Consider the following 16752-nt stretch of genomic DNA (forward strand, 5'->3'; position numbering starts at 1 on the left):
TAGCGGCAGCAACAGGCATGACAACAACCACACGACAAGCTTACCCAAGCAGTGAACCAACAATGAGGTATTCCCATGACAGCAAAGTCATTTAAACGCTGCGGCATTTATGCTGCGCTATCACTCGCGTTAACCGCCACACCGGTTTATGCGGGTGTCACGGACGAAGACATCCTCGCCGATCAGGAAACCCCTGAGGATATAGTGACTTATGGTCTCGGGCTTCGAGGGCAGCGTTACAGTCCTATTGATTCGATAAACCGCGACACCGTAAAAGAAATTCGTCCTGTTTGGGCATTCTCACTCGGCGGTGAAAAACAACGTGGGCAAGAAAGTCAGCCCATGGTCAAAGACGGTGTCATGTACGTGACAGGTTCGTATTCTCGTGTTTACGCCATTGATGTGAACACGGGTGACGAACTGTGGCAGTACGATGCGCGTTTGCCTGATGGCATCATGCCATGTTGTGACGTGATCAACCGTGGTGTTGCCTTGTATGACGATTTGGTGATTTTCGGGACGTTAGACGCCAAACTTGTCGCTTTGGATGCGAAAACCGGCAAAGTTCGCTGGAAGAAAACCGTTGATAACTACCAAGACGGTTACTCGATCACCGCTGCGCCCATTATTGTGAAAGGCAATGTGATTACAGGTGTATCCGGTGGTGAATTCGGGATTGTAGGAAGAGTGCGAGCGTATGATGCGAAGACAGGTAAGTTGGTGTGGGAGCGTCCAACGGTTGAAGGGCACATGGGCTACGTCTACAAAGACGGGAAAAAAATCGAAAACGGGATTTCAGGTGGAAAGCCGGGACAAACATGGCCAGCTGATCTGTGGAAAAGCGGTGGCGCAGCGCCTTGGTTAGGCGGCACATACGATCCTGATACCGATTTGCTGTTCTTTGGCACGGGCAACCCTGCCCCGTGGAACTCACATATGCGTCCGGGGGATAACCTTTTCTCTTCATCTCGCCTTGCGATCGACCCGGATGACGGAAAAATTGTGTGGCACTTTCAGACCACGCCACATGATGGTTGGGATTTTGATGGTGTGAACGAACTCATTTCCTTCGATTACACCGAAAACGGCAAACAAGTCAAAGCGGCGGCGACCGCTGACCGAAATGGCTTTTTCTATGTACTGAATCGCACCAATGGTGATTTCATTCGTGGCTTCCCATTCGTCAACAAGATCAGCTGGGCGACGGGGCTCGATGACAAAGGCCGACCTCAGTATGTTGAGGACAATCGTCCTGGCGATCCCAATGATGTTAAAGACGGTAAGCAGGGAGAAACCGTGGTAGCGGTACCGTCTTTCTTAGGCGGTAAGAACTGGATGCCGATGGCGTATAGCCAAAAATCGGGCTTGTTCTATGTGCCAGCGAACGAATGGCAAATGGACATTTGGAATGAGCCGGTCGCCTACAAAAAAGGCGCTGCGTACCTTGGAGCGGGCTTTACCATTAAAGCTCTGAACGAAGAATACATTGGCGTGCTGCGTGCCTATGATCCGAAAACCGGTGAGCGCGTGTGGGAATACAAAAACTACGCGCCATTGTGGGGCGGTGTGTTAACCACGGCGGGCGGTTTGGTATTCACGGGTAACCCTGAGGGCTACTTGCTCGCATTGGATGATAAAACGGGTGAGGTGCTCTACAAGTTCAACACTGGCTCCGGCATTGTCGGTAGCCCCGTCACATGGGAAATGGACGGTGAACAATACATTTCCGTCTTGTCAGGCTGGGGTGGCGCGGTGCCACTTTGGGGTGGCGATGTGGCGAAACGTGTGAAGAACTTCAACCAAGGCGGTATGGTGTGGACGTTCAAATTGCCAAAAAGCTAAACCGTCGTACGTATTCTCGGTGGGATAATTCTCGCTGAATAAGGATATGCGTAACATCGAATCATGCCGAGCAAAAGCTCGGCATTTTCGTGTTTTGCGTTCAACTTCAGTGCTATGGATTCAGTGCCATGGCGATGAGCTCGAAGTGTGTAAATGATCGCTTGAGTTGCCATCAAAAAAGCCAGTCTGACGGGTGTTCCATCTAACCGCTGGGCCCGTAAATCGTCGGATTGTGCGTCACCCACACTCTTCATCTCCCTCCAAAGTATGAGATTTTGCCAACCATGGAGCGATGGAGAGATCCGGTGAGAGTTTCATACTCTATCTACAACGCCTGACACTGTTGCGAATAAACATGTTAGGGACGACACAGAGACAATCGCCAATAGGGGTGGACAGATGATTTACGCAAAACCAAATACCGACGGAGCCGTCGTTAACTTTAAGGCGCGTTATGCTAACTACATCGGCGGTGACTGGGTTCCGCCAATCAAAGGACAGTATTTCACAGACACCTCACCTTGTACGGGAGAGGTCATTGCTGAAATCCCGCGCTCTGGTGCAGAAGACATTGAACTCGCGCTTGACGCAGCGCACCAAGCGAAAGCCTCGTGGGGAGCGACGTCAGCCACTGAGCGTTCGAATATTTTGCTGAAAGTTGCTGACCGCATTGAAGCTAATCTCGAATATTTGGCGGTGGCAGAAACATGGGAAAACGGCAAGGCCGTGCGCGAAACCCTTAATGCAGACATCCCTTTATGTGTTGATCACTTTCGCTATTTTGCAGGCTGCATTCGTTCGCAAGAAGGGTCGGCGGCAGAGATCGACGCCAATACCGTGGCTTACCACATTCACGAGCCGCTCGGTGTTGTTGGCCAAATTATCCCGTGGAACTTCCCTCTGCTGATGGCTGCATGGAAAATTGCCCCAGCCTTAGCCGCCGGTAATTGCATCGTATTAAAACCGGCAGAGCAAACGCCGACGAGTATTTTGTTGTTGATGGAAATCATTGGTGATCTGTTGCCACCGGGTGTCCTGAACATTGTTAACGGCATGGGTCCAGAAGCGGGACAGGCACTAGCGACCTCAACACGCATTGCCAAAATCGCCTTCACGGGTTCTACGGCAATTGGTAACCATGTTTTACGCTGCGCTGCAGATAACCTTATCCCATCAACGGTTGAGCTAGGTGGTAAGTCACCTAACATCTATTTTGAAGATGTGATGCAGCAAGAAGATGAATTTATCAGTAAGGCGGTTGAAGGGTGCGTACTGGCCTTCTTTAACCAAGGTGAAGTGTGTACTTGTCCTTCTCGCGTGCTGGTTCAAGAAAGTATCTACGAAGAGTTCATTGCCAAAGTGATTGAGCGCGCGAATGCCATCAAGCACGGCAATCCGTTGGACACTGAGACGCAGGTTGGCGCTCAGGCTTCGAATGAGCAGTACGAAAAAATCTTGAGCTACATGGATATTGGTCGTGCTGAAGGGGCGGAATTGTTATTAGGCGGTGGGTCGGCTGACTTTGGTGGGGGCTATTATGTGCAACCTACCATCTTCAAAGGCGACAACAACATGCGTGTTTTCCAAGAAGAGATTTTTGGCCCAGTGATCGCTGTGACAACGTTTAAAGACGAAGCGGAAGCGCTCGCTATTGCGAATGACACCGAATACGGTCTGGGTGCCGGTCTGTGGACGCGTGACGTGAACCGTGCTTACCGCATGGGCCGTGCAATTCAAGCCGGACGTGTGTGGACTAACTGTTATCACCTCTATCCTGCTCATGCGGCATTTGGGGGTTACAAGAAGTCAGGCATAGGCCGTGAAACGCACAAAATGATGCTCAACCACTATCAGCAAACCAAAAACTTATTGGTGAGCTATGACATTAATCCGCTAGGTTTCTTCTAGTCCTTGTCCGCTCGTAGAAGGCAGCCGCGACCTCCCCGCGCTGCCTGATACATAGCTTTGCGGGGTTGTGAACCCCCGCTTTTTTTATGAGCAGGTTAGTCATGCGATGGCGTAGTACCGTATTTCTGTGGTTGCTGTTGATCTTACTGCCTTTCATTGTCTCTGCCGAATCTTGGTTAGAAGTGAGCGACGATGCGGCGACGATCTTTCCCCGTGCGACGCGGATGAAAGCTTCCAGCGACACCCTTCCCGTTACCGAAATTTATCAACTCGATCAGCCTATTGGTTACCTGTTTGAAACCGATGACTTGACCGATTTCCCCGGTTTTTCTGGCGACAGTATCAATCTTCGTGTCGGTCTCGATACCGAAGGGCGCATCATCGGCCTTTCGTTGTTAGGTCATCATGAACCTATTTTTTTGCACGGTCTTGGCGAAAAACCGCTGGTGGACTTCATTGATCAATATGGCGGCTTGTCGCTGAAGCAGCAGGTGTTGGTTGGTAGCGATCAGCAGCGCATTGCCAGTGACGATATTGTTTATTTTGATGGTGTGACCAAGGCGACTGTGTCCGTCATGGTGGTGCATGACACGATAATGGCCGCCGCACGAAAAGTGGCGCAGGCAAGGCTAACGGGGTTTGGAACGGCGGTGCAGGCCAGATTCAACACTAACGCGTTTCAGCCTCAAACTTTAAAACAACTAACCGATGCAGGCTTGCTGTATCACTGGCAACTGAGTAATGAGGATGCCGCTTCCGCACTTGGCGTAAATGTGTCGCGGCTTGAAAAGGCGCGGGATCCAGAGCAGCCAGATAGTACGCCGTTTATTGATCTCACACTGGTCGTGCTGAACCCTCCACTTGTGGGAAAAAACGTGTTAGGAGAGGTGGAATATCAGCGCGTGATGGATTCACTAGCGCCAAGCGAGATTGCCATTTTGGTCGGCTCTCGAGGTGCGTATCACTTCGTGGCAGACGATTTTGTGGCAGGTACAACACCCGCTCGCTTTTCTTTGCGCCAGCAAGACAGCCCGTTGTCATTGCGCGATGCCGACTTGTTTCATCTTCAACATGCAGGTTTTGCGCTACCCCTTGCTCCGTTTGAGCGGGTCAATATTTTCACCTTTTCTGATCAAAGTGGGTTTGACCCATCACTGCCTATTTCTGTGGGAATGACAGTGCAATTGGTAAAAAACCATCTGGAATCGGAACATGTCTTCGTCGACAGTCTATATTCGTTGCCTGATGACGTGTTAGTTGCCGTAACGCCACCTGAACCACCGCTGCCTCTTTGGCTACGAATTTGGAAAGACAGGCTCGCAGAGATTGTCATCGTTGCAGTGTATTTGACGCTGCTAACCGGCGTGTTCATGTTTCAACATCGATTGGCTCGGTTTAGCCGTTATTTGACGCCAGTGCGCTTGGTTTCTTTGGTATTTGTGACTGCCTTTATTGGTTTTTATGCCCAAGGCCAGTTGTCCGTGGTGAATATCTACACCTTGTTGCTATCCGTTTGGAATGGCTTCGATATTCGTGTCTTCTTGCTCGATCCGATTTTGTTTGTGCTGTGGACGTACGTGTTTATCAGCCTGTTTTTGTGGGGACGAGGTCTCTTCTGCGGTTGGCTATGCCCTTTTGGCGCAATGCAAGAACTGGTGGCGGTGGTCGCGGAGAAATGCCGTCTGCGCCAGTGGAAGGTGAGTGAGGTTATACATCAACGGCTTATTTATCTGAAATATGGCGTGCTGTTGGTGTTGGTGGGGACCGCCTTTTTTCAATTGTCGCTTGCGGAAACCATGGCAGAAGTCGAGCCCTTTAAAACCGCGGTCACCTTAATGTTTGAGCGCACTTGGCCCTTTGTGCTTTATGCCGTGCTCTTGCTGCTGGTGAGCGCTCGAGTTCACAAAGCCTATTGCCGTTATTTGTGTCCGTTAGGAGCAGGGTTGGCAGTGATTGGACGTTTTCGTTTATTCAGTTGGCTAACGCGCCGAAGCGAATGTGGGAGTCCCTGTCGTTTGTGTGAAAAACACTGCGGTATTCATGCTATCCGCAAAGAAGGGCACATTGACTACAACGAGTGTGTTCAGTGTTTGGAGTGCTTGGCGATTGTCAGTGATGAGCATCGCTGCGTGGCAAACAAATACGGCAAGAATCGAACGTCGCGAAGGGCCGCCCCCATCCAAGTAGAGCCTTTGAATGCGGCAGCCTCAAAAGCGGAAAGTGTGGTAGTGGTTGTTTCTTCACACAAAACACAGGGGTGAGAGGCGCATTGCAACAGCTTTCCCTGATTTGGCAAAAGTCTATTGTGTCTCGGAGTAGAGAAATCATCACAAAGTAGGATTGGTAGTTTTCCTTCTTGTTATTACGCTAAATGTCGGTGGCGAGCATTTTGTCACTTTAGTATCTGGTACAAGGAGTAATCACCATGTGGAAAAAACCTAGCTACACAGAACTGCGACTCGGATTCGAAGTCACCCTCTATATCAGCAATCGTTGAGAGAGTCGAAATGGGATGCCGCCTTAGGGTGCATCCCTTTTTTTATGCCTTTTTTCTGAATATATCGATAGCTGTAAGACGCGTTGCAGATAACAGTGGTGGGTATGCCCAGTCAGTACAGAAATCGATATAGAAAATATAATGAATTGAATGGATATGTCACAAGCAAAGGAGTGGGTGAATGCAGATAGTGGTGCTTGGTTCAGCCGCCGGAGGCGGTTTCCCTCAGTGGAATTGTCATTGTCGCATGTGTCAGTCTGTAAGAGATGGTACCAGCCGAGCCTTACCTCGCACCCAATCGTCCATTGCGGTGAGCGATGACGGTGAACACTGGGTGGTGATTAATGCCTCCCCTGATATCCGCCAACAAATTAATGCCACGCCTCAGCTAGCTAAAGCAACGGGAGCGCGTGGCTCTGCAGTCTGTGCAGTGATTGTCACTGATGCACAAATTGACCACACGACAGGGCTTCTCATCCTGCGTGAAGGCCTTCCACTGGATTTGTATTGCACGTCAGAAGTGGCTGAAGAACTCAGTACTAGTTATCCCATCTTGTCGATGATGAAACATTGGGAAGGGGGATATCGCACTCACACTGTCGACGCACAATCTTCTGAAGGCTGGAGTATTCCGGCGGTGCCGGCATTACGTTTTACCCCGATTACGTTAACGTCGAATGCACCGCCATTTTCCCCTTTCCGCAACCGCCCGCGCCCCGGCGATAACATCGGGTTAAAAATCACTGATACCCACACTGGAAAATCCCTACTTTATGCGCCAGGCCTTGGGTCGAATGATGATCCAGCTGTTTTGGCGGCGATGGCTGATGCCGATTGCCTCATGATGGATGGCACGTTGTGGACGGACGATGAAATGATCCGAGAAGGGCTTGGGGTGTCGCTGGGCAGTGACATGGGGCACCTGTCTGTGTCCGGTGAAAACGGCATGTTGTCTTTGCTGTCACAGTATGAAAAACCGCGAAAAGTGCTGATCCACATTAACAATACTAACCCGATCTTGGACCCTGATTCTGATGAGCACCAAGCGGTATTAGATGCAGGCGTCGACATCGCCTTTGACGGAATGACAATCACTGTTTAGGTGCTATTTGATGACTTGAGTATCTGGTCGGGTGAAAGACTCTCTGGCGCCAGAACTAAAAACAATCACATAAAAGTAATCAGATAAAAAATCACATAAACCCAAGGAGGGATGATGACGAACGCGATGAGCCGAGAAGACTTTCAGCATGCACTGCTCACCAAAGGGCAGTATTACCATATTCATCATCCTTTCCATAAGGCTATGTACAGTGGCAACTGCTCCAAGGCGCAAATTCGAGCGTGGGTGGCGAACCGTTTCTATTACCAAACATCCATTCCGGTGAAAGATGCTGCCATCATGGCGAATTGCCGCGATCCCGCGATCCGCCGAGAATGGGTACAACGCATTCTTGATCATGATGGACATGAGAGTCTGGATTGCCAATGGGGTGGCATTGAAGCATGGCTGCGTTTAGCGGAAGCCGTTGGTTTGGACCGCCAAGATGTGATTGATGAGAAATGGGTTTTGCCAGGCGTGCGGTTTGCCGTGGATGCTTACGTGAACTTTGCTCGCCGTGCCACGTGGCAAGAAGCTGCATGTTCTTCACTAACCGAGTTGTTTGCCCCCGAAATTCATCAGTCGAGGTTGGACTCGTGGCCAACGCATTATGGGTGGATTGACCCCGAAGGATTAACGTATTTTCGTCAACGGTTAAGTCAGGCTCGTCGTGATGTGCAGCATGGGTTGTCGATCACGCTCGATCATTTTCAAACCGTTGAACAGCAAGAAAGAGCACTCAACATTCTCCAATTTAAGCTCGATATTCTATGGTCATTGTTAGATGCCATTAGCATGGCGTATGAATTTGAGCGCCCACCGTATGTGGGTATTACCGACAAGCCAGTTTGGCATCATGCGCTGGATCGATCATAAAGGCTGATCGCCAACTAAGATCAATGGCAGGGAGCTTTGGCGTATAAAAGTGGCAGGAAGCAAGGAGTGACAACGCGTGACGGATGAAGCGAAGTACCAACGAAATACCATGTTTCGTATGCAGTTTGAAAAAGCACAGGATTGCCATGTGCTGTTATTCCCTGAAGGGATGGTGAAACTGAGTGACAGTGCCGCGGAGATCTTAGCGCAGTTTGCTTCGCCTCGTGCGGTCGGTGAAGTGATTGCATTGCTTGAAGAGAAATTCCCCGGTGCGGATTTAGCAGACGATGTGCATCAATTTGTGGAGGTGGCTTATGACAAAAAATGGATCGAGCGCTGTTAATCCCCCGCTTTGGTTGTTGGCAGAGCTGACTTATCGCTGCCCACTTCACTGCGCTTACTGTTCTAATCCACTTAATCTCGGAGATGCGGCAGATGAGCTTTCCACGGAAGAGTGGTGTCGCGTACTGACACAAGGACGTGAACTGGGAGCGGTACAACTGGGTTTTTCGGGTGGCGAGCCTTTGCTTCGCAAAGACCTAGAGCAATTGGTTGCTCACGCTCATCAGCTGGGCTACTACACCAACCTGATCACCTCCGCGGTTGGCTTAACGGAAAAGCGCATTGCAGCACTCAAACATGCGGGCCTGGATCATATTCAGATCAGCTTTCAATCTGCGGATCCGGATTTAAGTGATGCGATCGCGGGAAAACGGCACGCATTCGCGCACAAGAAAGCCATGTTTAATGCGGTGAAAGCACACGGTTTTCCGATGGTGATGAACGTGGTGATCACGCGGCAAAATATTGAGTCGATTGAGGCTATCATGGCACTTGCCATTGAACTGAATGCTGATTTCGTCGAGCTGGCCACCTCGCAATATTATGGTTGGGCGCTGCATAACCGAGATGCCTTGTTACCTACCCGCACGCAAATTGAACAAGCCGAAGCCCAAGTCAACGCATTGCGCGACTCACAGCAAGGGGACGGTCCAAAATTCATCTTTGTGACACCGGATTATCATGAAGATCGGCCTAAGCCATGTATGAGTGGTTGGGGCAATATATTCATGAATATCGCCCCTGATGGTTTAGCACTGCCATGTCATAGTGCAGCGTTACTGGATCTGCCGCATCCAAATGTGAAAGAGCACTCGCTTTCGGATATTTGGTATGACGCTGAGAGCTTTAATCACTTCCGCGGATTTGACTGGATGCGGGAACCTTGCCGAAGCTGTAATGAGAAGGAAAAGGATTACGGCGGTTGTCGTTGTCAGGCTATGTTGCTGACGGGGGACCCAGCTAACGCAGATCCGGTTTGCAGTAAGTCTCCCGATCATCATGTGATTGAAGAGGCAGTGGCTAAGGCCAACCAAGGCTGCCATAGCATGGCATTAGCGCGAACCGTGAAGAACAGCCAGGTGATCCTTTCTGTGAAACCATGACCTAAGGAACATTTATGGCGAAACCGCACCCCGCTGCGCCGGATTGGATCTTGCTGCCGCCAAAGGATCAGCAACTGGACACCGGATGGGTGGGCTATCGTCATGTTAGTGGGATGATGCATTGGCATCATGCCGCATCGGAGGATCAACGGTTAAGTGCCTCGCTGGTGGTGCCCACCCCCGTCGAAGATGATAGTGGTATCACGCATGCGCTTGAGCATATGGTCTTGCGTGGTTCGATGCGGTTCCCCGATAGCGACACCTTTTTCTCATTACGCAGCGAGTTGGCGTTGTTGGAATTTAATGCCAGTACGAAAAAGGAATCCACACGTTTTCATTTGTCAGGCTATGATCCCCATTCTGCGTTACGTGGGATCGGTTTTTTTGCTGACAGCGTGTTGTCACCCCAGTTGACCTTGGAGGACTTTGAGCAAGAGATCTTCCATCCTTTAGGGGATGATTATGGAGGCACCTTGTATCGTGAAATCAGCGAATACATGAGGATTGAACATTTTCATGCCTCCACGGTGCAAGCGGTAAATTGTGTGCCACGTGCCCCGCTATTTGGCGGTATGCCAGATACCATCACGCAGTTGGACATTGCGGCGCTTCGCCGTTACCACCATCACTATTATCGCCCTGAAAACATCTTACTCATCACGGCGGGATCATGGCCGATGGTGGCGCTGTGGCGTCAAGTTTCTAAGGCGTTAGACGGCGTGGGAACACCATTTTCGGTTACGCTAAGTGAACAAGATATTCTCTCTTACGTTGTTGCTGAAAAAGACGATGAGCGTATTGAATCTTTGGCGTTATCTTCTCATTGGGCGGCGGTGCTGCACGCCACCTTAAGTTCACTGAAATATCGCCAACCCTTGAGTGAGCTAGGTGCGCAGTTACTCCCTCTGAATAACGATTTTCAACCAGCCCCAGCGTTGCGATTTCGTGTTTCGCAGCAATGCTCATTATCTGATCTTGAGCAGTTAGTTGAAGGAGCGCGCCAACGTTTATCGGCTAAGCGTACCGCATGGCAATCCGGCTATTTTAAGCTTCAGCAAGGCCAGCGCATGGCCACTCGCTGGGGGGATGGCCTACAGCGTTTGTATCACCAATTTTCAACCACGCCGTTTGCACCCCCTTATTTAAAAGGGGAGGTGTGCGAGCAGCTGCCGACATTCTCGTTTACAGACAAACAATGTCAGGGTGAGTGGATAGCGCCGTGCCCACCGTTGGTTCGCCTAGCGATATTGTGTCGATTCAATGCACGAGACACAAAAACCCGCGCCGATTTGACGCGCTGGCTTGAGCTTTGTGAGCAGCGAACTTTGCGGTGGGCGTGGATGCAGAGCAAGCCCATTTTGGGAGAGATTAAAGAGTGGTACTGCGCCAATGCAGTGGTGAAGGGGCTGACGGTCGATTTACCAGAAAGCGATATGGCGCTATTGCGCCATTTTTGGCATCACACCTTAAGTGCGAATGAGATCCACGCGATGGATGCAGAGTGGCAACACACCGCACAAGGTATTGTGTTGAACTGCGCAGGCAGTGTGCCGGTGTTTCGCGCTGGCACCATCATGGCGAGCCATCGCGATGATGAAACCGCTATGCATGTCGCGTTATCTTTTCCTCATACTACAGAGGCGGGGACGATCGCTGCTTTGGGGCAAGCCGTGATGGCGTCTTCTTTGATCTTGCAGCGACGACTTGGTGGTCGCTGTTATAGCCTTGGTGTTTCGTTTGATTTAATGAGTTACGAATTGACGTTTGATTCCGTGGCGGATAGCGACCCTAGTGTTAGCTTCATTGCGTTGCTGAACGCCTTTGAAACGCTATGTTCGCCGCTGGACGAAGATGATATCGAGAAGGTTTGTGATGGTGGATTGGGTCTGGTCTCGGCGCGATACAACAAATCAAATGCGCGTTTTCATCAGACATTACTCAATACCGTTGGGCGAAGTGTGGCATTGGATTTTTCTGTCGTCTCGCCCGCCAGTTTGGCGCAGTTGGCAACTCAAGTGCTCTATGCGTTAAAGCACGCTACCTTGCACTGACCCTAATATATTGAAGATTCCATTGTTGACGGTGATCAGAGTGGAGTAAGGGTTAGCGTCTTAAATAGCGATCGAAGTCGATGTTAGTCACGCCAACCACCGCTTGGATCCGATTGTGAACACCGAGTTTTTTCAATATCGCTGAGACGTGAGATTTCACCGTAGTCTCAGAAATATTGAGGTCATAGGCAATTTGTTTGTTTGCAGCGCCTTGTGCCATGGATTTCAAAACCAGCAACTGGCGTCGCGTCAGGGTATGCAACATTTCGGGTGAAAACTGGGGGTCGTCGTTACGTCTGTGGCCACTATTTTTATCGTTTTCTGCACGAATAATATCAGCCGGAAGATAGACGTGACCGTCCAATATTTGCTCAAACGCCTCTCGCATTTTTTCTCTAGGTGCACTTTTTGCGATGAAGCCGACGGCGCCGTAAGCAATGGTTTGAAGAATGATTTGTTTGTTGGTTTCTGCGGAAATAATGGCGACGGGAATGGTCGGAAATTGATTACGCAATTCAAGCAGCCCTTTGAGGCCGGCCATGCCGGGCATATTCAAATCCAGTAGGATGAGATCTAAATCTGTATGTTCGTCCGCCAGCACGAGCGTGTGCTCAATGTCCTCTGATTGAAGAATGTCACACTCTTCGTAACGTCCCCGGATAACGGAGATTAAGGCATCACGAAAAAGAGGGTGATCATCGGCAACGAGAAATTTGTACATAAAACAGTCCTTTCAAGTAGTCGCACCGCTATCTTCCTGACAGGGCTTACAACTATTATTTTTGCTGGATAAACTGACATCGCATTATTTATCGTGTTTTTTCTGCAGGTTATGTGTAAGACGTGTCATCCCACCATACGCAACCAAACGCCTTCACACGCTCTTCAGTGTAGTGACCCTGATTCCACTTGTGACCATATGGTGTCACATTCTTGAAAATTTGGGGCTGCTGACTTTGCAAAAATGTAAATATCCTTCCTAAGTATGAGGCTTAATTTCCTCATGAGCGAGTAAACTAAAACATACGCAACAGGATTCGGACTCGCTCAACATGATGCGCGAGCAGGAGGGTGACATGGCAGCAGCTCAACCATCAGTAACTCAAACTTCAGACAATCAACAAGCTATTTATCGTGCTGCATCCTATCAACTGGATGCAGTAAAGGCTGCGCATGAATTGGCGCTTCAGCTTGATAACGAAGAGATAGGCTTTGTGCTGTTTTTTTGCTCATCAGTCTACGATTTGGAATCGCTCGGTAAAGAAATCAACCACGCGTTTTCTCATTGCGAAGTGATGGGGTGTACCTCTGCGGGTGAAATTACGCAATCTGGCTATGCCAAAAGCAGTATCAGCGCACTGGGTTTTTCTCGTCGTGATTTTAAAGTCTCAGGTGCCCGAGTCCCGCTGGAAGAGTTCGACCTGCAGGCCGCTCAATTATGTGTGAGCTCTTTGGTGGATGCGTGTCAGCAAGATCAGAAAGCGCCAATCAGCAGTAACTCCTTCGTGTTGACCTTGATTGATGGGTTATCCCCCAACGAAGAGCGTTTTTTGGTAACGCTAGACACTGCGTTAGGTCGTTTACCTCACTTTGGTGGTTCAGCGGGAGATGATATCAACCTTGCCAATACCCATGTTTACAGTGATGGCGCATTTCATACTGAATCAGCGATTGTGGTGATGTTCAACACGCATTGCCCGTTCGAAGTTTTCACCACCCACCACATAGAAAGTCTTGAGAGTAAATTAGTGGTGACGGAAGCTGATTGTGCAGCGCGGCGTGTGTATGAATTTAACGCTGAACCTGCAGCACAAGTTTATGCACGAGAAGTGGGTATTACGTTAGAAGATCTTCGCCCTGAAATTTATGCCCTTCATCCGCTGGCAGTACTTATTGGCGATCAGTATTACGTGCGCTCAATCCAGAAGGTCAATGACGATCTGAGCCTGGATTTTTATTGCGCCGTGGACGATGGCATCGTGGTGACGGCGATGAAACCGGGCGACTTGTTTGCAGATACCCAAGAGAAACTCAGTGCCATCGAAGCCCGTATCGGCCAGCTCGAACTGACATTAGGGTGTGACTGCTTTTTGCGTCGCTTAGAAATCGAGCAAGCCTTGATGCGGGACAAAGCGAAAGCTATGTTCTCGCGATTTCGATTAATCGGATTTAATACGTATGGCGAGCAGCTAAACGGCATACATATGAACCAAACCTTAACCGGTGTAATGATCGGGCGACCGCCTGAGTCTCCTAAACCTTTCCTTGCGGATGCCAATAGCGAACACCCTGAGGTCCATTCTGACGAACGCGTCGACGGTCATGCCGAGAGGAAGGTAGGGTAAGTGAACAAAAAGCAGCAAGCACTGGAACAAGAAATCGCGGCGCTGAAAACAGAGAACGCTCGTCAGAAAAAGATGATTGATGCATTGGTTCGTCGCGTCGAACAAGGAGGTAGTGGTCAGCTAGATGCTTGGGGGGCTTTCCAACATTCGGTGGTACTGGCCGATCAGGTACGAGAGAAAACCGATGAGCTGAATCATGCGCTGCAATCCATTGAGTCCACAAACCGTCAACTGTCGCAGGCCAAATCACAGGCAGAGAAAGCGCATCAGCGTTTTATCGATGCCATTGAATCGATTTCTGATGGCTTTGCTTTGTACGATCCCAATCGTGAACTGGTGTACTCCAATAGCCATTTTCAGCGCTATTGGCGTGATAATGCTATTTCACTGAATACCCCCGCTCTGACACCTGAAAAAATTCGCAGACTCGCCGAAGAGCACGGCTTGATCGTGCGTGAAGCTGGTGAAAACCATAATGGGCATACTATCAAGCTGCACGATGATCGCTGGCTGCAAATCAAAGAGCGAGAAACGAGTGATGGCGGGATGGTGATGCTTTACTCTGACGTCACACAGTTAAAGCTGGCTGAAACGGCACGCTTTGAAGCGGCAATGGCAGAGAAAAGTCGTGTCTTGCAAAACATGGTCGATAACTTGTCGCAAGGTGTACTCATGGTGAGCCATACCGGTGATATTCAAGTGTTCAATCAGCGCTTTCTTGCCATGACAGGCTTCGCTCAAACGCAACTCAATGGCGCGCATATTGAAGCGTTAACCGCAGACTCCCCCATGACCTTGTGGCGCATTGGTTTGGGAGGGACGCATCCACCGGAAGGGATCCGCGTGCAAACCTTGCCCGATGGCCGGGTTATCGAAGTGCGCAGTCATGCCATGGACGATGACGGATACGTCAATACTTACACCGACATTACGCAGCGCTACCTTGATGCAAAAGAGTTGCGTGAAACAGAGCAGTGGCTCAGGTTGATTACTGACAATGTGCCCGCCTTGATTGCTTATGTGGGTGACGATCTTCGGTATCAATTCACCAACCGAGCGTATGACCAATGGTATGGCTTCCCGCCGGGTGAGTTGCTAGGGCAGCATATTTCAATTTCTCGCAGCCAATCCAAGTTTGCGGCGTTGAAGCCTTATGTAGAACGTGCTCTTTCTGGTGAGTCTGTGGTGTTTGAAATTGATGAATACAATGCCAGCGGTGAAGCGCGTTACGTGGTAAAAAGCTATGTGCCGAACCAGTCGTCGAGCGGAAAAATTACAGGGTTATTTGTTCTTAATTGGGACATTACCGAGCGCCGCCAAAACGCGACGAAATTGGAGCAGGCCTATCAAACCCTCGAACTTCGTGTGCAAGAGCGGACGGCGCAGTTGCAAGCACTCAACAGCCAACTGCAGGATGAAGTTGAAGAGCGTCGAGTGATCCAAGAGCGCTTGCTGGAAACTAAGAAAGAGGCGGAGCGCGCGAATTTATCGAAAACCAAATTCCTTGCAGCGATAAGCCACGATTTGTTGCAACCCCTCAATGCCGCCCAATTGTATTTGGGATCGTTACTCAGCCATCGGATGTCCCCGTCTGCACGCCAATTGGTGAATTCCCTCACTCACTCCTTGGAAGATGTGGAGTCATTGATCACAACGCTGGTTGATATATCTAAACTGGATGCTGGTGTGGTCAGGGCCGACAAGCAGTCTTTCCCAGTTAGTGATTTGCTGGATAATATCGCCCATGATTTTTCACATGCCGCAGAGGGCAGTCAGGTCGAAGTACGTTATGTGCCGAGCTCTGCCTACATTTATTCTGATTCTCAGCTCCTTGCCCGTATTCTTCGCAATTTAATGACCAATGCCCTGCGTTATACGTCGTCCGGAAAAATACTGCTGGGGAGTCGTCGTTGCCGAGATGGACTTCGTATTGAGGTGCTCGATACCGGAATGGGCATACCTGAAGATAAGAAGAACGAGATTTTTCAAGAATTTAAACGTCTGAGTACAGGACATGATCATCATACCCAATTAGGCTTAGGGCTTGCCATCGTCGATAAAATTTCCAGTGTGTTAGGGCATGCTGTCACCGTGAATTCCATCCCCGAAGTAGGGGCTCGTTTTTCAGTGTTAGTCCCTTACGGAGCAAGGGAGGCTCAGAGTGCCCGCAATGTAGAAACTCTGGTGACGGATGGTGGTGTGGTGCTTCAAGGAGCGCGAGTGTGGGTGGTGGATAACGACCAAAACATTTGTCGTGCAATGGAAGAGCTTTTACAGCGTTGGGGCTGTGAAGTGACCACCGCCAGTTCATTGCAAGAACTGCAAATCAGTTGTGATACCGTGCAATGCCCAGTGGAACTGCTGATTGCGGATTATCATCTCGACAATGAATTAACGGGTCTGGCGCTGGCTAAATCCATCAATGCTCAGCGGTTACAGCCAGTACCGACCGTGATTGTGACGGCTAATCGCAGTGAAGAGTTGCAGCATCATGCGCGAGATTGCGGGTATCTGGTGCTACATAAACCCATTTCGCCCATGCGGTTGAAAATGACCATGGTGCATTTATTGAGTGGTGAACATGTCGATAGCCTGCCACTGAAAAACACGTCTATCGCGTCTCGAAATCGATAATTTGGCCTGTGGCGCATCCAAGTCGGGGCGACTATGCTTTTTAGTATTCCCC

12 protein-coding genes are annotated in these 16752 nt (G+C 49.9%); 11 read left to right on the plus strand and 1 reads right to left on the minus strand.

Features of this window, described 5'->3' with window-relative positions; genetic code table 11:
• Positions 1-75 precede the first annotated feature (75 nt).
• From LRP50_RS11790 to LRP50_RS11830, 9 genes are all read left to right on the plus strand, one after another.
• Positions 76-1842 (plus strand): PQQ-dependent methanol/ethanol family dehydrogenase, encoded by a 1767-nt coding sequence (locus LRP50_RS11790; RefSeq protein ID WP_274164667.1) that lies wholly within the window; start codon positions 76-78, stop codon positions 1840-1842.
• Between the two features lie 399 nt (positions 1843-2241).
• Positions 2242-3750 carry an acetaldehyde dehydrogenase ExaC gene (exaC, locus tag LRP50_RS11795; protein WP_274164668.1) on the plus strand — a complete coding sequence of 503 codons (1509 nt, stop codon included), beginning with the start codon at positions 2242-2244 and terminating at the stop codon, positions 3748-3750.
• Between the two features lie 101 nt (positions 3751-3851).
• Positions 3852-6011 carry a 4Fe-4S binding protein gene (locus tag LRP50_RS11800; RefSeq protein ID WP_274164669.1) on the plus strand — a complete coding sequence of 720 codons (2160 nt, stop codon included), beginning with the start codon at positions 3852-3854 and terminating at the stop codon, positions 6009-6011.
• A 164-nt stretch (positions 6012-6175) separates the two neighbouring features.
• On the plus strand, positions 6176-6247 hold the full coding sequence (gene pqqA, locus LRP50_RS11805) for a pyrroloquinoline quinone precursor peptide PqqA (protein WP_081796241.1): 72 nt from the start codon (positions 6176-6178) through the stop codon (positions 6245-6247).
• Between the two features lie 181 nt (positions 6248-6428).
• A complete protein-coding gene (pqqB, locus tag LRP50_RS11810; RefSeq protein WP_274164670.1) occupies positions 6429-7349 on the plus strand; it encodes a pyrroloquinoline quinone biosynthesis protein PqqB in 921 nt (306 codons plus the stop codon).
• A 114-nt stretch (positions 7350-7463) separates the two neighbouring features.
• Positions 7464-8225, plus strand: coding sequence for a pyrroloquinoline-quinone synthase PqqC (gene pqqC, locus LRP50_RS11815; protein ID WP_274164671.1), 762 nt, complete (start codon positions 7464-7466; stop codon positions 8223-8225).
• 76 nt (positions 8226-8301) lie between these two features.
• On the plus strand, positions 8302-8568 hold the full coding sequence (pqqD, locus tag LRP50_RS11820) for a pyrroloquinoline quinone biosynthesis peptide chaperone PqqD (RefSeq protein ID WP_274164672.1): 267 nt from the start codon (positions 8302-8304) through the stop codon (positions 8566-8568).
• Complete coding sequence (gene pqqE / locus LRP50_RS11825) at positions 8540-9670, plus strand: pyrroloquinoline quinone biosynthesis protein PqqE (RefSeq protein ID WP_274164673.1); 1131 nt, start codon at positions 8540-8542, stop codon at positions 9668-9670. Before pqqD ends, pqqE begins: the two co-directional genes overlap by 29 nt.
• Positions 9671-9684: 14 nt before the next feature.
• Positions 9685-11721, plus strand: coding sequence for an insulinase family protein (locus tag LRP50_RS11830; RefSeq protein ID WP_274164674.1), 2037 nt, complete (start codon positions 9685-9687; stop codon positions 11719-11721).
• Between the two features lie 52 nt (positions 11722-11773).
• Here the strand turns inward: LRP50_RS11830 and LRP50_RS11835 are convergent, their stop codons facing one another.
• A complete protein-coding gene (locus LRP50_RS11835; RefSeq protein ID WP_274164675.1) occupies positions 11774-12442 on the minus strand; it encodes a LuxR C-terminal-related transcriptional regulator in 669 nt (222 codons plus the stop codon).
• Positions 12443-12797: 355 nt separating this feature from the next.
• Here LRP50_RS11835 and nosP point away from each other — a divergent pair, with 355 nt between their 5' ends.
• Together nosP and LRP50_RS11845 are read left to right on the plus strand one after the other, a co-directional pair.
• On the plus strand, positions 12798-14066 hold the full coding sequence (gene nosP / locus LRP50_RS11840; protein ID WP_274164676.1) for a nitric oxide-sensing protein NosP: 1269 nt from the start codon (positions 12798-12800) through the stop codon (positions 14064-14066).
• Complete coding sequence (locus LRP50_RS11845; protein WP_274164677.1) at positions 14067-16700, plus strand: hybrid sensor histidine kinase/response regulator; 2634 nt, start codon at positions 14067-14069, stop codon at positions 16698-16700.
• Positions 16701-16752: the final 52 nt, after the last annotated feature.

The sequence above is a fragment of the Enterovibrio gelatinilyticus genome (genome assembly GCF_028683095.1).
GTDB lineage: Bacteria > Pseudomonadota > Gammaproteobacteria > Enterobacterales > Vibrionaceae > Enterovibrio > Enterovibrio gelatinilyticus.